This window comes from Bacillus sp. EB106-04-02-XG92, assembly GCF_058791995.1.
In genome coordinates this window covers 385227-403775 of the sequence record NZ_JBYTEA010000005.1, presented here as the reverse complement: position 1 = coordinate 403775, position 18549 = coordinate 385227, and the positions used below count along the sequence as shown (strand labels likewise).

Below are 18549 nucleotides of genomic sequence, written 5' to 3'. Positions count from 1 at the left end.
TTTGTACTAGTAGTTATAGGGGGGACCGTGATGAAGAGAACATTAATTGGATTGATAGCATTTCTAATTATAATGTTTCCGTTACGTATATATGCTGAAGAGTGGAGTGAACTAACAGGATTGTTAGATGACTCATTACAATTAGTGAAGCGTAATGAAGATGAAAAAGCAGTACAAGTATTACAACATTTCTCGGAGCAGTTTGTTATAAAGCGGAATGAAAAGAAGCAAGAGGTAACGCCAGATCAAGTTAGAGTTATTTCTTTAGCTTACGACAAAGCGAAACAATCTCTCGCGGAAGAAGATGTAAGTAAACAAGTTAAAATTGATAATGTGTTAGCCCTGCAGCTCGCTGTTGATGCACAAGTATCAAAGTATCAACCACTTTGGATGGAAAGAGAAGGAAAAGTAATGGATGCCTTTTCTCAAATGGAAAAAGCGATGTCAAAAGAAGATACGGGACAATTTCAACAAACGTTAAATACATTTTTACATGAATTCAATATTATTTATCCAAGCTTAATGATTGCCTTGCCAGAAAATGAAGTGCAACGTGTAAACGCCCATTTATCTTATTTAGATGAATTTCGTAACGTTATGTTAAAAACAAAAGGTGGACAAATGCAAGTAGGAATCATTAAAGGGGATTTACAAAAAATATTTCACACAGTAAAAAAAGATGAAATTGCACCCTCGCTCATTTGGTTTATGACAATTACTGGAGGTCTTATTCTCTTCACATTAACTTATGTTGGATGGAGAAAGTATAAAGGAGAGAGAGAAAAAAGAAAAAGTAATGTCCATTCTAAGAATAGATAATGTAATAAATAAAGATACGGGTTGTAAGTTTTATTCATTGACAATGATGGCAGAAGAAAATAGAATGAGAAGTACTATAATTAAAACTTCGATGGAGGTTCAGAGATTCATGATGTTTTATTTAATTTACTTCGCGATCATTTTGATCATACCGTTGTATGCACAGTCAAAAGTACGTAGTGCCTATAGCAAGTATTCACAAGTTTATTCAACATCGGGTATGACAGGAGCGGAAGTGGCTCGGAAAATTTTAGATGAGAATGGATTATACAACGTAGCTGTTGAAGAAACACCAGGTCATTTATCAGACCATTATGATCCAACTGCAAAAACAGTTCGATTATCAACAGATAACTATTACGGTCATTCAGTTGCTGGTACAGCAGTTGCAGCACACGAAGTAGGACACGCAATTCAAGATGCAAAAGATTATAACTTTATGCGTATTCGTCATTCGTTAGTGCCAGTTGCAAACTTTGGATCGAATATTTCTTGGGTATTTATTATGATTGGTGCCTTTGCATCTATGGCTAACTTATTGTTATTAGGTATTATTTTAATGGCAGCAGGTGTTGTGTTCCAACTCGTTACATTACCAGTTGAGTTTGATGCATCCAAGCGTGCAATGCAACAAATTGAAGCGTTAGGTATCGTATCAACAGATGAATATGGGCAAGCTCGTAAAGTATTAAATGCGGCAGCATTAACATATGTAGCAGCTGCAGCTGTAGCGGTATTTGAATTATTACGTCTCGTATTAATGTATACTGGCATGCAGCGTAGCGACGACTAAAGACTATCATTTGATAGTCTTTTTTTGTTTTATGGATTGAATTATATAATGTATTGCAAATAGAAATAATAGAAGTAATGCGGAAAGGCGGTGGGGAAATGAAATATCCAAGTCATTTAGTAAAACAAGTGAAAGAGCGTAGTGCTCCTTATGAGTTAGAAGGTTTTTTAAGTGGACAAGGTCCTGAAAATCCAAAATTTATGTTGCTAGGAGAAGCACCTGGTGAAACAGAAATTCATAATGGAATTCCGTTTAGCGGGAGAGCGGGAAAACAATTAATGGTTTTTTTAGAACGGATTGATGTTACAAGGGAAGAAGTATATATTACGAGCGCTGTAAGAAGCAGACCGTATAAGTGGCGAGAGAAAAAAGAAAGAAATGGTGAAATCATACAGAAGAAGTATAATAGAACACCAAATCAAGGAGAAATAATTGCCCATGCGCCTTTGTTAGATTATGAAATAGAGAAAATAAATCCGAAGCTTATCGTCACGCTTGGAAATATCGGTCTTCAGCGTTTAACAGGAAAAAATAAAAAAATCACAGATGTACACGGACAATTATTAAAACAGCCCATTCAAAAATTAAAGGATATGCAAAATGCAGCATTTACATGGTCAGAGGAAGAATACCATATTTTCCCGACCTTTCATCCGGCTTCCATTTTTTATAATCGGAGTTTATTGGAGCTTATTTATGATGATTTAGAGGGGCTTAAAAAATATGTAATAAAAAACTAGAAAAGCTAAAGAGCTTTTCTAGTTCGGTTTATGTATGTAACGGATTTTTATTTTCATCTAATGTAAAACCTTCACCAACTACATCATGTACGTCACTTACAGCAACAAAGGCATGAGGATCTACAGAAGTAATAATGTTTTTTAATTTCACGATTTCATTTTTAGCAACGACGCAATACAATACGTTCCGTTCCACTTTCGTATACGATCCAACAGCTTTTAAAAAGGTTGCTCCGCGCTCCATCTCAGATAAAATCTTGGCAGCAATTTCATCATTTTTATCTGAAATAATCGTTGCTCCTTTTGCCGCATAGGCTCCTTCTTGCATAAAATCAATGACTTTCGCCCCGATAAAAACAGCAACTAACGTATACATGCCTTCGCGGTATGATAAATAGGTAAGAATCGAGACGATAATGACGATAGCATCAAACATAAACATCGTCTTTCCCATACTCCAGCCAACATATTTATGAGCGAGTCTTGCGATAATATCTACACCGCCAGTAGTCCCGCCATATTTAAATATGATGCCAAGACCGATACCGATAAATGCCCCGGCGAATAAAGCCGCGAGTGTCATATCATTTTGTAAGTTTAAATGTAAGTTAAGAACGTCGTAACGTTGAAAAATCCATAGAAATAAAGATACGCTGAATGTGCCGATTAGTGTATAGATAAATGTCGTTCTTCCAAGTAACTTCCAACCAATAAAAAATATAGGGATATTTAAAATTAAGTTTGAATAAGAAGGATCAAACTTAAATAGAAAATACAATAATAGTGTGATACCGGTAAATCCGCCTTCTGCAAGGTGATTTTCAATATTGATATTCACAATACCGAAAGAAAAAATAGCGGAACCGATTAAAATGAAAATGATATTTCGAATCTTCAAATTTGATGTCATATAGAAATCCCCCTAATTATGTAGATTGCATTGCTCCGCTGAAACGGTAAAACATAATGATAAGTAATTTCTAGTTGCTAGTGAAAAAAGTGAAGGCTATAAAAAATGATTGGTTTAGGCTAATCTTTTGCGAAAAGCATGCAAAAGAAGTTTTACTTTATTATAGTGTATCCAAAAAAGGGTAGCAAATAGGTGTTTGGCAGGGAATAATATTTGTCAAATCGCGATGAATTGGCTAACATGAAAGAGGAAGGATTAGAGGTGAATTGTATGGAAGCGAAAACGATGAAGGATATGCAGAAAGAAGTAGATGCATATATTGGTCAGTTTAAAGAAGGTTATTTCAGTCCACTTGCAATGATGGCTCGTTTAACGGAAGAAATGGGGGAGCTTGCAAGAGAGGTTAATCATTATTATGGTGAGAAACCGAAGAAAACAACTGAAACAGAACGTAGTATTGAAGAAGAGCTTGGAGATGTATTATTTGTTATGATTTGTATGGCAAATAGTTTAAATATTGATTTAGAAACAGCACATAACATTGTAATGAATAAATTTAATACTCGCGATAAAGATCGCTGGACACGTATTGATGAGGGAGAGAAAGAATAATGAAAGAAATTAAAGTAATTATCGCTGGACCAAGAGGGCGTATGGGACATGAAGCAGTCCTTCTTATGGAAAGAACGGAACATTTTAATTTAGTAGCAGCAGTAGATTATAAACATGGCGGAGAGAAAATTTCTGATTTACCAGGCATGCCAGCGCTAAATACACCTGTTTACGCAGATTTACATACTTGTTTAGAAGAAGTAGAAGCTGATGTGTTGTTAGATTTAACAACGCCAGAAGTTGGGAAACAACACGTTACACTAGCAGTAGAGCGTGGACTTCGTTCTGTTATTGGTACAACTGGATTTACAGAAGAAGAACTAAAACAATTAACAGAGACTGCAAAAGAAAAAGCAGTAGGAACAATTATCGCTCCTAACTTTGCAATTGGTGCAGTTCTTATGATGAAATTCTCACAAATGGCAGCGAAGTATTTCCAAGATGTTGAAGTAATTGAATTGCATCATGATCAAAAGTTAGATGCACCATCTGGTACAGCGGTAAAAACAGTAGAATTAATTCGTCAAAATCGTGAATCAAAGCAACAAGGTCACCCGAATGAAGTAGAACAACTAGAAGGTGCTCGCGGTGCAAATGTAGACGGTATTCACATTCATAGTGTACGTTTACCAGGACTTATCGCACACCAAGAAGTAATGTTTGGTGGAGATGGACAAATGTTAACGGTCCGCCATGATTCATTCAATCGTGCATCATTTATGTCTGGTGTAAAACTATCAATTGAGACAGTAATGAACCTAGATCATCTTGTGTACGGTTTAGAAAACATTATCGACTAAAGGGGAGACAACGGATGAAAATTGCCTTAATCGCACATGACAAAAAGAAAAATGACATGGTTTCGTTTGCATACGCATATAAACCAATTTTTGAACAACATGAATTATTTGCAACAGGAACGACAGGACTTCGTATTATGGAGGCAACTGGTTTAGTTGTAACAAGATATCAATCGGGTCCTCTTGGTGGAGATCAAGAAATTGGTGCCATGATTGCAAAAAACGATATGGATATGGTGATTTTTTTCCGAGATCCACTAACTGCTCAGCCGCATGAACCAGATGTAAATGCATTACTTCGCTTATGTGATGTATATGCGATTCCACTTGCAACGAATATGGCAAGTGCTGAAATGTTAATGCACGCATTAGAGCGAGGAGATTTAGATTACCGCAAGTTTAGAAAATGAGGGGAACAATTATGAGTGGATTACATATATTAGCGTTTGGTGCTCATGCCGATGATGTTGAAATCGGCATGGCTGGTACCATTGCTAAATATACGAAGCAAGGGTATGAAGTAGGTATTTGTGATTTAACAGAAGCTGATCTTTCTTCTAATGGAACGATAGAGTTAAGAAAAGAAGAAGCTAAGGCGGCAGCTCGTATAATGGGAGTAAAAACGAGACTAAATTTAGCGATGCCAGACCGTGGTTTGTATATGAAAGAAGAATATATACGTGAAATTGTAAAGGTGATTCGTACATATAAACCAAAACTAGTTTTTGCGCCGTATTATGAAGATCGTCATCCAGATCATGCAAATTGTGCAAAACTTGTGGAAGAAGCTATTTTTTCAGCGGGAATTCGTAAATATATGCCAGAGGTTCCACCACATCGTGTGGAGTCTTTTTATCATTATATGATTAATGGTTTTCATAAACCGAATTTCTGTATAGATATAAGTGAGTACGTATCACAAAAAGTGGAAGCATTAGAAGCGTATGAAAGTCAGTTTTCAACAGGAAGTGATGGTGTGAAAACGCCGTTAACAGAAGGTTACGTTGAAACTGTAGTCGCTCGTGAGAAAATGTTTGGAAAAGAAGTTGGAGTCTTATATGCCGAAGGGTTTATGAGTAAAAAACCGGTTTTATTACATGCTGATTTAATAGGGGGATGAAAATGAAATTAAAAATAGGTATTACATGTTATCCTTCTGTAGGTGGTTCTGGAGTTGTTGGAACAGAATTAGGAAAGCAATTAGCGGAACGTGGGCATGAAATTCATTTTATTACATCGGGTTTACCATTCCGGTTAAATAAAGTGTATCCAAACATTTATTTTCATGAAGTGACAGTAAATCAATACTCTGTATTTCAATATCCACCATACGATTTAGCATTAGCGAGTAAAATGGCAGAGGTTGCACAAAGAGAAAACCTAGACATTTTACATGTGCATTACGCAATACCACATGCCATTTGTGCTTATTTAGCAAAGCAAATGATTGGAGAGCGTATTAAAATTGTTACAACCTTGCATGGAACAGATATTACTGTGTTAGGTTCCGACCCTTCGTTAAATAATTTAATTCGTTTTGGTATTGAGCAATCCGATGTTGTGACGGCTGTCTCGCATTCATTAATTAACGAAACACATGAGCTTGTAAAACCAAATACAGACATTCAAACGGTATATAATTTTATAGACGAACGTGTATATTTCAAGCGTGATATGACTCAATTAAAGAAAGAATACGGTATAAGTGAGAGTGAAAAGATACTCATTCATATTTCAAATTTCCGTAAAGTGAAACGTGTGCAAGATGTAGTGCAGGCATTTGCTAAAATTGTTACAGAAGTAAATGCGAAGTTGCTTCTTGTTGGAGATGGACCAGAATTTTGCACGATTTTACAGTTAGTGAAAAATCTACATATTGAAGATCGCGTCTTATTCTTAGGGAAGCAAGATAATGTTGCAGAGCTACTTGCGATGAGTGATTTAATGTTGCTTTTATCAGAGAAGGAGAGTTTTGGTCTTGTTTTATTAGAAGCGATGGCGTGTGGTGTACCTTGTATCGGAACAAGGGTTGGAGGTATTCCAGAAGTCATTCAACATGGTGAAACAGGATATTTATGTGAAGTTGGTGATCCAACAGGAGTGGCTAATCAAGCCATTCAGCTATTAAAAGATGAAGAACTTCACCGTAATATGGGAGAGCGAGCAAGAGCAAGTGTTTACGAGCAGTTCCGCTCTGAAAAAATCGTCTCACAATATGAAACGATTTACTATGATGTACTAAGGGATGACAAAAATGGAAAGATTTAAAAAAGCTAGTTCTATTATTGAGACTTTAAAGCAACAAGGACATGAGGCCTACTTTGTCGGTGGAAGCGTAAGAGATCTTATTATCGATAGGCCGATTGGAGATATTGATATTGCGACATCTGCTTTGCCAGAAGAGGTGATGGCTATATTTCCAAGACATGTTCCTGTTGGTCTTGAGCATGGAACTGTAATTGTAGTAGAAAATGGTGAACCTTATGAGGTAACCACTTTTCGAACAGAGAGCGAATATGAAGATTTTCGAAGACCTAGCAGTGTTCAATTTGTTCGTTCATTAGAAGAGGATTTAAAACGTCGTGACTTCACAATGAATGCAATTGCTATGACAGAAGAAGGCGAAATGGTTGATTTATATGCTGGACAGGAAGCGATTCAAAAGAGAGAAATTGTGACAGTTGGAAATGCTGCGGATCGTTTTCAAGAAGACGCCCTGCGAATGATGCGTGGTATTCGGTTCGTGAGTACGTTAGGATTTTCTTTAGAAAATAACACGAAACAAGCAATTGAAACATATGGGCATTTGCTGGAACATATAGCAATTGAGAGAATTACAGTGGAGTTTGAGAAACTGTTAACTGGCACATATTGCGTGAAGGGTTTGCAAGAATTAGTAGAAACGAAGCTGTTCTCTCATCTGCCATATTTACAAATGTCAGAAGAGAGATTGGCAAAAGCTACACAGTATAAATGGGATTCTTTTGAAACAGACGTTGAGGCATGGGCATTTTTCTTATATTGTATCGGGGAAGAACATCCATCTGTCTTTTTACGTCAATGGAAGTTTTCGAATAAAAAAATAAAAGATATCGTCGCAGTTTTATTAACAATCCGTACGAGAAAGGAGAAGGATTGGGATACAGTCCTTCTTTATAAAACGGGAATTCATATCGCTGAAATGGCAGAAAGAGTATATGAAGCGATGATTGAAAGCTATGACAATACATCTGTGAAACGAGTACAAACGTTGTTTGAAGCATTGCCAATCAAGAGTCGACAAGAAATGAATGTGACTGGGAATGATTTATTAAACTGGGCAAATAAAAAGCCAGGTCCGTGGGTTGCTGAAATGATTCAAAACATTGAGGAAGCAATCGTACAAGGAAACGTAGTGAATGAGAAAGAGTGTATAAGGGAGTGGCTGCAAGAATGCAATCTACTATAAGAAAGCAGTTATTACAAGTTTTTTCAGAAGCGGATGGCGAGTTTGTATCTGGCCAAACGATTAGTGATAAACTTGGTTGTTCAAGAACCGCTGTGTGGAAACATATGGAGGACCTTCGGAATGAGGGATATGAACTTGAAGCTGTGCGTCGATTAGGTTATCGAATTGCGGGTAAGCCAGACAAAGTAACTGCAAATGAAATTCAGTTAGGGTTACAAACGAAACATATTGGTAGAACGGTATATTTTGAAGAATCTGTTGAATCTACGCAGCATATTGCAGCGAAACTTGCTTATGAAGGTGCAGAAGAAGGAACAATTGTTGTGGCTGAAGAACAAACATCGGGCAGAGGTCGTTTAAGCAGGAAATGGTATTCACCAAAAGGAACAGGAATTTGGATGAGTATTATTTTACGTCCATCCATCCCAGTTCATCATGCACCACAACTTACTTTGTTAGCAGCTGTTAGCGTTGCACAAGCAATTGAAAAGTGTACGGGTGTAAACGTAGGAATAAAATGGCCAAATGATATTTTAATTCAAGGGAAAAAGGCTGTAGGTATATTAACAGAAATGCAGGCTGATCCTGATAAAATTAATGCTGTCATTATGGGTATTGGTATTAATGCGAATCAAAAGCAAGAACATTTTGATGAGGAAATTCAGCATATTGCTACTTCTTTAGCGATTGAATCGGGTAAGCCGATTGTTCGTGCAGAGCTTATGCAACAAATCTTTTTACAACTAGAAAAATTATATGAAGAGTATTTACAAAATGGTTTCTCTGTCATTAAAATTCTTTGGGAAAGTTACGCTGTAAGCATCGGGAAAGAAATTACCGCTCGAACGATGAGAGAGACAATTACAGGGGTAGCAAAAGGGATTACAGAGGATGGTGTATTGCTTCTAGAAGACCATGAAGGAAAAGTACATCACATTCATTCTGCAGATATCGAAATTAAGTAAAAGAAGTTCCTTTTTGGAACTTCTTTTTATTTGATTATTACTTTACCTTCCATTCCTTTTAGAAGATGGTACCGGCATATTAATTCATATGTACCAGTACTTGTAGGCTTCAGGGTAATGTTTTTATCTTTTCCGGGCTCGACTACGACGTCAATATCGAGTTTTTTTACTGTAAAGGTGTGTTCATGCTTACCTTTGTTTTTTAATAACAATGTTGTGGACTCTTCAATTGGAATCGTGATGACATTTGGTTGAAAGTAATCATCGTTTAGTTCCACTTCAATTACTTTTGTTGAATCGATAGGTTGTGTCACGACGTTAACTGAGGCAAATGCATGGAAGGAGCTAAACGTTGTCATCCCTACAATCATCACAAGCAAACCGGTGAATCGAAATAACCATTTGTTCATAGACATTCGCAATTCTCCTTTTGTTAAGTATGTTCCACAATTAACTTGCATCATAAGTTTAAGAGTTATACGAGGCACTTATCTTTCTATGATTGAGTTATTTATAAAAAATTTCACATACCGAAATGAGAATAAAAATTATTTTTTCAAAAAAATGTAGTAATTCCTTTTTGGAGTTTGCTATAATTAGTTCGAATGTGGGCAGTATCAGAGCGAACTGCACCATGATTCGAAGCAATACGAAAAAATAATAACTTGGATTCTGCCTTGATCCAATAACGGACTGGGACAGAGGGATGAATAATGCCGACTAACACACAACCCTTCTGCCCTTTTATGGCCAGAGGGGTTTTTTATATGATTTCGGCCATCTCCTCTCTCCTGCATAAAGGAGGAGTAGTTTTTGAAAACAAAAACAGATTTTTTGAAGATGAAAGAGCAAGGTGAGCCGATTACAATGCTAACGGCGTATGATTATCCATCTGCTAAGTTAGCAGAAGAAGCTGAAGTTGATATGATTCTAGTTGGAGATTCCCTTGGGATGGTTGTGCTCGGCTACGATTCAACAGTACCTGTAACAGTAGAGGATATGATTCATCATACGAAAGCTGTACGCCGAGGAGCGAAAGAGACGTTTATTGTAACTGATATGCCATTTATGTCGTACCATGTGTCGCTGCAAGATACGATGGTGAATGCACGCCGCATCGTTCAAGAAAGTGGTGCTCATGCACTGAAGGTAGAAGGTGCAGGGGAAGTGGTATCAACGATTCATTACTTGACGAACGCGGGAATTCCTGTCGTGGCGCACTTAGGCTTAACTCCTCAATCTGTAGGAGTATTAGGTGGGTATAAAGTACAAGGAAAAGATGCTGAAAGTGCAAAAAAATTGATAGAAGATGCGAAGAGATGTGAGGAAGCTGGTGCAATTGCGCTTGTGTTAGAATGTGTGCCAATGCAATTAGCGGAATTACTTTCGAAGCAATTAACAATTCCGACGATTGGAATTGGAGCAGGGAAAAAAGTAGATGGGCAAGTACTTGTTTATCATGATCTTATCTCATACGGCGTAAATCGTGTTCCGAAATTCGTGAAGCAATATACGTCTGTTCAAGAGGAGATTGTGCGAGGGATTTCACAATACGTAACTGAAGTAAAGACAGGGCAATTTCCAGAAGAAAAACATTCATTCACAATGAAAGAGGAAGAGTGCTTAGCGTTATACGGAGGAAAACAATAATGAAAATCGTAACTACAGTGCAAGAGATGCAGCAAATTACAAACGAACTGCGTACAAGTGGAAAAAGTATTGGTTTTGTCCCAACGATGGGTTATTTACATGAAGGACATGCGACTTTATTACGTCAGGCAAGAAAAGAAAATGAAATCGTCGTGTTAAGCGTGTTTGTTAATCCGCTACAGTTTGGACTGAATGAAGATTTAGATCGATACCCTCGTGATATTGATAGAGATGAAAATGTAGCGAAAGAAAACGGTGTAGATTATTTATTTTATCCGAGCGTAGACGAAATGTATCCAGCAGAACAAACAACAACAGTAGAAGTTGTAAAGCGTACCGATGTATTATGTGGCAAACAAAGACCTGGTCATTTCGCTGGTGTTGCGACTGTACTAATGAAACTATTTAATATTACATTACCAACGCGTGCTTATTTCGGTATGAAAGATGCGCAGCAAGTTGCTGTTATTGAAGGATTTGTCGCTGATTTTAATATTCCGGTTAGGATCGTACCAGTGGATATTGTAAGGGAAGAAGACGGATTAGCGAAGAGTTCTCGTAACGTGTATTTATCACAAGAAGAGCGTGCAGAGGCTCCTCAATTATACCGCAGTTTATGTGTAGCGAAGGAGAGAATTGAGGCAGGCGAACGTAATGCAGAAATCATTACAACTCTTGTGAAAAAGTATATTGAGACGTATACGAAAGGCACTGTAGATTATGCTGATTTATATGCTTATCCTTCACTACAAGAAATGGATGAAATTGAAGGAAGAATTATTTTAGCAATCGCAGTTAAATTTGAGAATGTACGATTAATTGACAATATAACATTAACGGTTGAATAAGGGGGAGCATCTATGTTTCGCACAATGATGAGAGCGAAGTTACACCGCGCAACAGTAACAGAAGCAAATTTAAATTATGTAGGTAGTATTACAATTGATGAAGATTTAATGGATGCAGTAAATATTGTAGAAAATGAAAAAGTACAAATTGTAAATAACAATAATGGTGCTCGCTTAGAGACATATGTTATTAAGGGAGAACGCGGTAGCGGTGTTGTTTGTTTAAATGGTGCAGCTGCAAGGCTTGTACAGCCTGGAGATAAAGTTATTATTATTTGCTACGGTTTAGTGGCAGAAGAAAATATTCATAAACAAGAGCCAAAAATTGCAGTATTAGACGATGAGAATAAAATTATTGAAATGTTAGGTGCTGAAAAAGCGGGTACGATCTTATAAGTAAGAAGGCTATCTCTATTACGGAGATAGCTTTTTTGTGCATCTTTTCATTAAGATGAGATAAAACGTGGTATAGTAACATTATATAATATTGTGTTTGATAGGTAAGAAATTGAGGTGTTACATATATGAGTAAGCGTTATGTCGTTGTGGATTTAGAGACGACAGGGAACTCCTGGAAGGATGGGAAGGATAAAATTACCCAAATTGCAGCTGTTGTAGTGGAAGATGGAGAGATATTAGAGATTTTTTCATCTTTTATTAATCCAAAGAGAGAGATTCCGCCATTTATTACAGAACTAACAGGGATTGATGAGAGTATGGTTAAGCAAGCCCCGTTATTTCAAGATGTAGCCCCGATGGTTGTTGAGCTATTACAAGGTGCAGCTTTCGTTGCACATAATGTTCATTTTGATTGGAATTTTTTAACGGAAGAATTAAGGCAGGCTGGATATACAGAAGTACATTGTCCTAAAGTTGATACAGTCGAGTTGGCGCAAATTCTTTTGCCGACAGCTGATAGTTATAAATTACGTGATTTAGCTAAACAACATGAATTAGAGCACGATCAACCGCATCGTGCGGATAGCGATGCTCTTGCAACAGCGGAATTGTTTTTACAATTTTTAAATGAAATTGAAAAGTTACCACTTGTCACCTTACAATCGCTTTATGAATTGAGCGATGTTTTTCAAAGTGATATAGCGGATGTACTTTCTGAAAATATTTTAAAGAAAATGATGCATGGTAAAAAAGAGGCAGAGGGGTATGAAGTGTATCGAAACATTGCGCTTCGAAAACGGAATTATTCTTTAAACCTCAGTGAAACGTGTTCATTAAAATTTGATGCTTTCTTGCATAAAACAGTTGAGAAACTTGAATTGAATATGCCAAAGTTTGAAAAAAGAGAAAGCCAACAGATTATGATGAAGGAAATATATACAGCGCTAAGAGATTCTAGATTTTCATTAATTGAAGCAGGAACAGGAACAGGGAAGACTCTTGCATATTTACTTCCGAGTATTTATTTTGCAAAGAAAAAAGAAGAGCCTGTCATCATTAGTACCCAAACTGTACAACTGCAACAACAAATACTAGAAAAAGAAATTCCATTATTACAGAAAATAATGCCATTTTCATTTGAAGTAGCTCTTTTAAAAGGAAGAAAGCATTATCTTTGTCTACATAAATTTGAATATGCTTTGCAAGAGGAAGAGAAAAATTATGATATGGCGCTCACAAAGGCAAAAATTTTAGTGTGGTTATTGCAAACGGAAACGGGCGATCGGGATGAATTAAATATTCCTGAGGGCGGAAAGTTACTTTGGAACCGTATTTGTAGTGATGTACATAGTCCGGGCGGGATGCAAAGCAACTGGTATAGCCGTTGTTTTTATCAACGAGCAAAGAATAAAGCGTTATTTGCAGATATCGTTATTACAAATCATGCGTTATTATTTCAAGATTTTTCAAGTGAAGAACCGTTATTTGCTTCATGTGAACATATTATTTTTGATGAGGCCCATCATATTGAGGAAGCGGCGAGTAGAACGTTAGGTGAACAGTTCTCCTGTATGTATTTCCAGCTAGTTTTATCTCGTCTTGGTACGCTAGAAACCGATGATGTACTTTCTAAAGTATATAAAATGATGAAAAAATCAGAGCAAGCCTCGCGTTCGACTTTCCGTATGGTGAGTCATAGTTTGAAGGAATTGAAATTTGATGCGGATGAGCTATTCCAAATGCTACGTGCTTTCATATTTAAACAAACGAAGCAGGAACAAGGGATAAGTAATATGCCACTCATTTATCGATATAACACGGAAGTAGAGAGAGGTAAGTTATGGGATAGCATTACCGAGTTAACAAATCGTTTTGTATACGATGTAAGAAAATTATTGACTACACTTGAGAAGCAAGTTGAAATATTGCAAAGTAAATTAGAATGGGAGATGCATGTTGTTACAGGTGAATTTATGCATTTAATTGAGTTGTTGAGAAAGATGGAACAATCTTTACAATCACTCATTTTAGAAAAAAATTCATATGTGACATGGATGGAGACGGAAACGAAGGGAACGATCCATTCAACCGTTTTATATGGGCAGCCTGTTCATATTGGTGAAAGATTTGCGGATGAATTTTTAACAGAGAAAAAAAGTGTTATTTTCACATCAGCAACGTTAACAGTAAATGATTCGTTTGACTATATAAAAGAAGAGCTAGGTTTATACGATTTTGCTCCAAATACATTACAAGTCCCGTCACCATTCCGTTTTGAAGAACAGATGAAATTAATGGTTTCAACGGATGTGCCTTTTATTAAGCAAGCAAGTAATGAAGAATATATTGAATCTGTGTCGGCACATATTGCAAAAATAGGGAAAGCTACAAAAGGTAGAATGCTCGTTTTATTCACTTCATATGAAATGTTGAAAGAAGCGTATACGAATTTGAAAAATGATGATGAATTAGAAGGATATTTATTATTAACGCAAAGTGTGAATAATAAAAGCCGAAGTCGTCTCATTCGTAAATTTCAAGAGTTCGACAAATCAATTTTATTAGGAACAAGTAGTTTTTGGGAAGGGATAGATATACCTGGAGATGCGCTTAGTTGTCTTGTTATTGTTCGGCTACCCTTTACGCCTCCTCATCAACCGATGATGGAAGCGAAAGGAGAGTGGTTAAAAAATCAAGGAGAGGACGTATTCGCTAAATTAGCACTTCCGCAAGCAATACTGCGTTTTAAACAAGGATTCGGTCGTCTTATTAGAACAAGTACAGATACCGGAACAGTATTTGTATTAGATCGTCGTCTGACGAGCGCTTCCTATGGAAAACGATTTTTACAATCAATCCCAACTGTCCCGCTCTATGAAGGCCCTCTAGAAGAATTGTTAGAACAATTAAAGGAACAGCCAACTGAATAAAATTGGAAGAAAAAATACGCCTGAAGTACGTTTAAACTTCAGGCGTAAAAAATGTGGGTAGGAGGAATTTTATTTTTCTTACTTCTTGTATACAAAATGTAGTGGTTTTCGACTTGAAACCTTTTTTTGCTGTACATGTCCTGCTATAATAGATGGGTGATGAAGCAGGGGTTGTAAAGAATGTACTCTTATTGTAACCGCATTGCGTTCTTCTATAATTAGAAATTTTTGTGTAACGGAGGAGTTTTTTCATGGATAAGAAAATCGAAGTCCTATCAACGACGCGTATTAAATATTCGTCTGACTTGTATAAAATTGTTGATAGTTTGAATCGTACGTTAAAAGAGCAGGACCTCATGTTCGGATTAGCATTAGACGAAAAAGATAAAGAAACAGCTGTATTTACGATTTACAGAACGTAGTGATACAATGAAAAAGTGGATCTTTGCAATCGTTATCGTAATCGTTGCTAGCGGAATATATGGGGCGTATGTTTACAATAAAGCAATGGAAAAGAAAATCCCTAAAGAGGCAAAATCTGTAGAAATTGCGAAAGAAAAGGCGAAGCTTACAAAAGTAAAATCTGTTGATTATTATAACGGAGAATCTTCATATACAGTCGTACAAGGTACAGATGAAAAAGGAGAACAACTTATCGTTTGGGTGCCTGAGAAAAAAGGGGAAGCTATAGTAAGGAAAAAGAGTGAAGGTATTTCTGAAAAAGAGGCTTTACAAAGAACGATTGAACAAGTCGGAGATGACAGTAAAGAGCCCAAAAGTAAGCCTAAAGAAATTTTAAAAGTGAAATTAGGCGTTGAAAACAATATACCACTATGGGAAGTTACATATATTGATGATGACAATCGTTATAGTTACTACAATCTTGCATTTCAAGATGGTCAGTTTTTAAAACGATATAGCATTGAAAAATAGATGTAGGGGGAACTACAAATGAAATTAGCAAAGCGAGTAGCTGCTTTAACACCATCTGCAACTTTAGAAATTACAGCAAAGGCGCAAGCATTAAAAGCTGCAGGTCATGATGTAATTGGATTAGGGGCAGGAGAACCTGACTTTAATACGCCAGAACATATTATGAATGCTGCACATAAAGCGATGTTAGAAGGACATACGAAGTATACACCTACAGGTGGATTACAAGCGTTAAAACAAGAAATTGTGAAGAAGTTTACTCGCGATCAAGGAATTGCGTATGATCCGTCTGAAATTATTGTATGTAACGGTGCAAAGCATGCATTATATACATTATTCCAAGTGTTACTTGATGAAGGAGATGAAGTTATCATCCCTACGCCTTACTGGGTAAGTTATCCGGAACAAGTAAAGCTTGCTGGTGGTAAGCCAGTTTATGTAGAAGGTCTTGAAGACAATGAATACAAAATTACAGCGAAGCAGCTGCGTGAGGCAATTACTGAGAAAACGAAAGCAGTTATTATTAATTCACCGAGCAATCCAACAGGAATGATTTACAGCAAAGAAGAATTACAACAGCTTGGAGAAGTATGCTTAGAACACGATATTTTAATCGTTTCAGATGAAATTTATGAAAAGTTAATTTATGGTGGAGCAGAATATACTTCGGTTGCCCAGCTTTCTAATGCATTAAAAGAACAAACACTTATTATTAATGGTGTATCTAAGTCTCATTCTATGACAGGATGGCGTATTGGATATGCAGCAGGAAATAAGCAGCTTATTAAAGCGATGACGAACTTAGCAAGTCATAGTACGTCAAACCCTACTTCAATCGCTCAATACGGCGCAATTGCGGCATATGCAGGCTCACAAGAACCTGTAGAAACAATGCGTCAAGCATTTGAAGAGAGATTAAACATTATTTATGATAAATTAATTCAAATCCCTGGCTTTACTTGCATTAAACCACAAGGTGCATTTTACTTATTCCCTAATGTAAAAGAAGCTGTAGCTTTATCTGGATACGAAAACGTTGATGATTGGGCAAAAGCTCTATTAGAAGAGGAAAAAGTGGCTCTTGTACCAGGTACAGGATTTGGTGCTCCGAATAACGTTCGCTTATCATATGCGACGTCTCTTGAACAAGTAGAGAAAGCATTAGAACGCATTCATACGTTTATGAAAAGTAAAGTGCAAGCTTAACCCTAATATTTTATGAACGCAATACAAAAAACCTTCCTACATAATAGGGAGGTTTTTTTGACGAATTGTGGCAAAAAGAAATAGCGAAAGGTGTGTTATACTAGAGAGCGAGGTGTTTGGTGATGAAAAAGAAAATGATGTTACAGTGGTTTGAGCAGGGAAGCATTGCAATTCCAAAATTACTTATGATGCATTATAAAAAATTAGGGTTAAATGAAACGGAATTTATGGTTGTACTTCATGTACACACATTTTTAGAATCGGGCAATTCGTTTCCGACTCCGTCAGAGATTTCAGAACGGATGACAATTAGTGAAATGAAATGTATGGAAGTTATTCAGACGTTGATTCAAAAAGGTTTTTTATCACTAGAAGGTGGACAAAGATCAGAAGCGATGATGTGTGAAAGTTATTCTTTACAACCGCTTTGGGAAAAAATATTGCATTTTTTAATGAATGAATCGATAGAGGAAGAACAAAAAGAAATAAAACAACTGCAAGTAAATTTATATACAGTATTTGAAAAAGAATTTGGAAGACCACTTTCTCCATTTGAATGTGAGACGTTAGGAATGTGGGAAGATCAAGATCAACATCATCCGAATTTAATTCAAGCGGCCCTCAGGGAAGCTGTAATGAGTGGTAAGCTTAATTTCCGATATATCGACCGTATTTTATTTGAGTGGAAAAAGAATGGTATTAAAACAGTAGATCAAGCCCAAAATCAAGGACGAAAATTTAGAGCAAATCAACAACGAACGCAACAAACGACAAAACAAGAGACGAAATTTACTGGGAAAGTGCCTTTTTATAATTGGTTGGAGCAGTAATGTAGGAGGAAGTATATGTTAAATAAAACGCAAATTCGCTATTGTTTAGACACAATGGCGGATATGTATCCAGAAGCACATTGTGAATTAATACATGATAATCCGTTTGAACTAGTAATCGCGGTAGCATTATCTGCACAATGTACAGATGCACTTGTAAATAAAGTGACGAAAAATTTATTTCAAAAATATAAAACGCCAGAAGATTATTTAAGTGTTTCTTTAGAAGAGTTACAACAAGATATACGTTCTATTGGGTTGTATAGAAATAAAGCAAAAAACATTCAAAAATTGTGTCAGATGTTGCTGGATGATTATAACGGAAAAGTTCCAGAAGACCGTGACGAGCTGACGAAATTACCAGGAGTAGGGAGAAAAACAGCAAATGTAGTTGTTTCGGTAGCGTATGGCATTCCGGCAATTGCTGTTGATACGCATGTAGAGCGAGTGAGTAAACGGTTAGCGATTTGTCGATGGAAAGATTCGGTGTTAGAAGTAGAAAAGACATTAATGAAGAAAATTCCGATGGATGAATGGAGTGTTACACATCACCGTATGATTTTCTTTGGACGTTATCACTGTAAAGCACAGCGACCACAATGTGAAGAGTGCCCTTTACTAGAAGTATGTCGTGAAGGAAAGAAGCGAATGAAGGGGAAATAAAGG

General features: G+C 36.6%; 21 protein-coding genes. 19 read left to right on the top strand and 2 right to left on the bottom strand.

The window, feature by feature from the left end; translation table 11 throughout:
- The first annotated feature begins 30 nt into the window (after positions 1 to 30).
- The 3 genes from ypjB (at position 31) to AC3WVA_RS15865 (ending at position 2352) form a co-directional block, all read left to right on the top strand.
- Complete coding sequence (gene ypjB, locus AC3WVA_RS15875) at positions 31 to 819, top strand: sporulation protein YpjB (RefSeq protein WP_098521187.1); 789 nt, start codon at positions 31 to 33, stop codon at positions 817 to 819.
- 112 nt (positions 820 to 931) lie between these two features.
- Positions 932 to 1612, top strand: a complete 681-nt coding sequence (locus AC3WVA_RS15870) for a zinc metallopeptidase (protein WP_048527488.1) — start codon at positions 932 to 934, stop codon at positions 1610 to 1612.
- Between the two features lie 98 nt (positions 1613 to 1710).
- A complete protein-coding gene (locus tag AC3WVA_RS15865; protein WP_098521186.1) occupies positions 1711 to 2352 on the top strand; it encodes a uracil-DNA glycosylase in 642 nt (213 codons plus the stop codon).
- A gap of 28 nt (positions 2353 to 2380) precedes the next feature.
- Here the strand turns inward: AC3WVA_RS15865 and AC3WVA_RS15860 are convergent, their stop codons facing one another.
- Positions 2381 to 3262, bottom strand: a complete 882-nt coding sequence (locus AC3WVA_RS15860) for a YitT family protein (protein ID WP_098521185.1) — start codon at positions 3260 to 3262, stop codon at positions 2381 to 2383.
- A gap of 270 nt (positions 3263 to 3532) precedes the next feature.
- Here AC3WVA_RS15860 and AC3WVA_RS15855 point away from each other — a divergent pair, with 270 nt between their 5' ends.
- From AC3WVA_RS15855 to AC3WVA_RS15825, 7 genes are read left to right on the top strand one after another with little or no spacing between them, the layout of a single operon-like run.
- Positions 3533 to 3874, top strand: coding sequence for a nucleotide pyrophosphohydrolase (locus AC3WVA_RS15855; protein WP_001992677.1), 342 nt, complete (start codon positions 3533 to 3535; stop codon positions 3872 to 3874).
- On the top strand, positions 3874 to 4674 hold the full coding sequence (gene dapB / locus AC3WVA_RS15850) for a dihydrodipicolinate reductase (RefSeq protein WP_048527056.1): 801 nt from the start codon (positions 3874 to 3876) through the stop codon (positions 4672 to 4674). Before AC3WVA_RS15855 ends, dapB begins: the two co-directional genes overlap by 1 nt.
- A gap of 14 nt (positions 4675 to 4688) precedes the next feature.
- Entirely contained in the window at positions 4689 to 5084 is a 396-nt protein-coding gene (mgsA, locus tag AC3WVA_RS15845) for a methylglyoxal synthase (protein WP_000684766.1), read from the top strand.
- Between the two features lie 11 nt (positions 5085 to 5095).
- Complete coding sequence (gene bshB1, locus AC3WVA_RS15840; RefSeq protein ID WP_071757500.1) at positions 5096 to 5794, top strand: bacillithiol biosynthesis deacetylase BshB1; 699 nt, start codon at positions 5096 to 5098, stop codon at positions 5792 to 5794.
- A gap of 2 nt (positions 5795 to 5796) precedes the next feature.
- Positions 5797 to 6942, top strand: a complete 1146-nt coding sequence (bshA, locus tag AC3WVA_RS15835; RefSeq protein WP_048527059.1) for an N-acetyl-alpha-D-glucosaminyl L-malate synthase BshA — start codon at positions 5797 to 5799, stop codon at positions 6940 to 6942.
- Entirely contained in the window at positions 6929 to 8122 is a 1194-nt protein-coding gene (locus AC3WVA_RS15830; RefSeq protein ID WP_048527061.1) for a CCA tRNA nucleotidyltransferase, read from the top strand. Before bshA ends, AC3WVA_RS15830 begins: the two co-directional genes overlap by 14 nt.
- The gene (locus tag AC3WVA_RS15825) at positions 8107 to 9087 is read left to right on the top strand and encodes a biotin--[acetyl-CoA-carboxylase] ligase (protein WP_048527063.1); all 981 of its coding nucleotides are present in this window, start codon (positions 8107 to 8109) and stop codon (positions 9085 to 9087) included. Before AC3WVA_RS15830 ends, AC3WVA_RS15825 begins: the two co-directional genes overlap by 16 nt.
- Before the next feature lie 26 nt (positions 9088 to 9113).
- Here the strand turns inward: AC3WVA_RS15825 and AC3WVA_RS15820 are convergent, their stop codons facing one another.
- Positions 9114 to 9503 (bottom strand): cupredoxin domain-containing protein, encoded by a 390-nt coding sequence (locus tag AC3WVA_RS15820; RefSeq protein ID WP_098345138.1) that lies wholly within the window; start codon positions 9501 to 9503, stop codon positions 9114 to 9116.
- Positions 9504 to 9900: 397 nt separating this feature from the next.
- Here AC3WVA_RS15820 and panB point away from each other — a divergent pair, with 397 nt between their 5' ends.
- The 9 genes from panB (at position 9901) to nth (ending at position 18546) form a co-directional block, all read left to right on the top strand.
- The gene (gene panB / locus AC3WVA_RS15815; protein ID WP_048527067.1) at positions 9901 to 10737 is read left to right on the top strand and encodes a 3-methyl-2-oxobutanoate hydroxymethyltransferase; all 837 of its coding nucleotides are present in this window, start codon (positions 9901 to 9903) and stop codon (positions 10735 to 10737) included.
- A complete protein-coding gene (panC, locus tag AC3WVA_RS15810) occupies positions 10737 to 11585 on the top strand; it encodes a pantoate--beta-alanine ligase (RefSeq protein ID WP_098521184.1) in 849 nt (282 codons plus the stop codon). The genes panB and panC overlap by 1 nt, the downstream gene beginning before the upstream one ends.
- Before the next feature lie 12 nt (positions 11586 to 11597).
- On the top strand, positions 11598 to 11981 hold the full coding sequence (panD, locus tag AC3WVA_RS15805) for an aspartate 1-decarboxylase (RefSeq protein ID WP_048527069.1): 384 nt from the start codon (positions 11598 to 11600) through the stop codon (positions 11979 to 11981).
- A 128-nt stretch (positions 11982 to 12109) separates the two neighbouring features.
- Positions 12110 to 14914 (top strand): ATP-dependent DNA helicase DinG, encoded by a 2805-nt coding sequence (gene dinG, locus AC3WVA_RS15800; RefSeq protein WP_098345140.1) that lies wholly within the window; start codon positions 12110 to 12112, stop codon positions 14912 to 14914.
- 251 nt (positions 14915 to 15165) lie between these two features.
- Positions 15166 to 15336: a YpmA family protein gene (locus AC3WVA_RS15795; protein WP_000358352.1), complete on the top strand. Its 171-nt coding sequence runs from the start codon at positions 15166 to 15168 to the stop codon at positions 15334 to 15336.
- Between the two features lie 7 nt (positions 15337 to 15343).
- The gene (locus AC3WVA_RS15790; RefSeq protein WP_071757495.1) at positions 15344 to 15847 is read left to right on the top strand and encodes a cell wall elongation regulator TseB-like domain-containing protein; all 504 of its coding nucleotides are present in this window, start codon (positions 15344 to 15346) and stop codon (positions 15845 to 15847) included.
- Positions 15848 to 15865: 18 nt separating this feature from the next.
- Positions 15866 to 17053, top strand: a complete 1188-nt coding sequence (gene aspB / locus AC3WVA_RS15785; protein ID WP_098521183.1) for an aspartate transaminase AspB — start codon at positions 15866 to 15868, stop codon at positions 17051 to 17053.
- A gap of 122 nt (positions 17054 to 17175) precedes the next feature.
- Complete coding sequence (gene dnaD, locus AC3WVA_RS15780; protein WP_071757493.1) at positions 17176 to 17883, top strand: DNA replication protein DnaD; 708 nt, start codon at positions 17176 to 17178, stop codon at positions 17881 to 17883.
- 15 nt (positions 17884 to 17898) lie between these two features.
- On the top strand, positions 17899 to 18546 hold the full coding sequence (gene nth / locus AC3WVA_RS15775; RefSeq protein ID WP_098345142.1) for an endonuclease III: 648 nt from the start codon (positions 17899 to 17901) through the stop codon (positions 18544 to 18546).
- Positions 18547 to 18549: the final 3 nt, after the last annotated feature.

Coding starts and splice junctions, on each gene's coding strand:
- panD (WP_048527069.1), top strand. CDS start 11,598: ATGTTTCGCACAATGATGAGAGCGAAGTTACACCGCGCAACAGTAACA.
- panC (WP_098521184.1), top strand. CDS start 10,737: ATGAAAATCGTAACTACAGTGCAAGAGATGCAGCAAATTACAAACGAA.
- AC3WVA_RS15820 (WP_098345138.1), bottom strand. CDS start 9,503: ATGTCTATGAACAAATGGTTATTTCGATTCACCGGTTTGCTTGTGATG.
- AC3WVA_RS15790 (WP_071757495.1), top strand. CDS start 15,344: ATGAAAAAGTGGATCTTTGCAATCGTTATCGTAATCGTTGCTAGCGGA.
- AC3WVA_RS15870 (WP_048527488.1), top strand. CDS start 932: ATGTTTTATTTAATTTACTTCGCGATCATTTTGATCATACCGTTGTAT.
- AC3WVA_RS15830 (WP_048527061.1), top strand. CDS start 6,929: ATGGAAAGATTTAAAAAAGCTAGTTCTATTATTGAGACTTTAAAGCAA.
- AC3WVA_RS15855 (WP_001992677.1), top strand. CDS start 3,533: ATGGAAGCGAAAACGATGAAGGATATGCAGAAAGAAGTAGATGCATAT.
- AC3WVA_RS15795 (WP_000358352.1), top strand. CDS start 15,166: ATGGATAAGAAAATCGAAGTCCTATCAACGACGCGTATTAAATATTCG.
- aspB (WP_098521183.1), top strand. CDS start 15,866: ATGAAATTAGCAAAGCGAGTAGCTGCTTTAACACCATCTGCAACTTTA.
- bshA (WP_048527059.1), top strand. CDS start 5,797: ATGAAATTAAAAATAGGTATTACATGTTATCCTTCTGTAGGTGGTTCT.
- dinG (WP_098345140.1), top strand. CDS start 12,110: ATGAGTAAGCGTTATGTCGTTGTGGATTTAGAGACGACAGGGAACTCC.
- bshB1 (WP_071757500.1), top strand. CDS start 5,096: ATGAGTGGATTACATATATTAGCGTTTGGTGCTCATGCCGATGATGTT.
- AC3WVA_RS15825 (WP_048527063.1), top strand. CDS start 8,107: ATGCAATCTACTATAAGAAAGCAGTTATTACAAGTTTTTTCAGAAGCG.
- ypjB (WP_098521187.1), top strand. CDS start 31: ATGAAGAGAACATTAATTGGATTGATAGCATTTCTAATTATAATGTTT.
- dnaD (WP_071757493.1), top strand. CDS start 17,176: ATGAAAAAGAAAATGATGTTACAGTGGTTTGAGCAGGGAAGCATTGCA.
- AC3WVA_RS15865 (WP_098521186.1), top strand. CDS start 1,711: ATGAAATATCCAAGTCATTTAGTAAAACAAGTGAAAGAGCGTAGTGCT.
- dapB (WP_048527056.1), top strand. CDS start 3,874: ATGAAAGAAATTAAAGTAATTATCGCTGGACCAAGAGGGCGTATGGGA.
- nth (WP_098345142.1), top strand. CDS start 17,899: ATGTTAAATAAAACGCAAATTCGCTATTGTTTAGACACAATGGCGGAT.
- mgsA (WP_000684766.1), top strand. CDS start 4,689: ATGAAAATTGCCTTAATCGCACATGACAAAAAGAAAAATGACATGGTT.
- AC3WVA_RS15860 (WP_098521185.1), bottom strand. CDS start 3,262: ATGACATCAAATTTGAAGATTCGAAATATCATTTTCATTTTAATCGGT.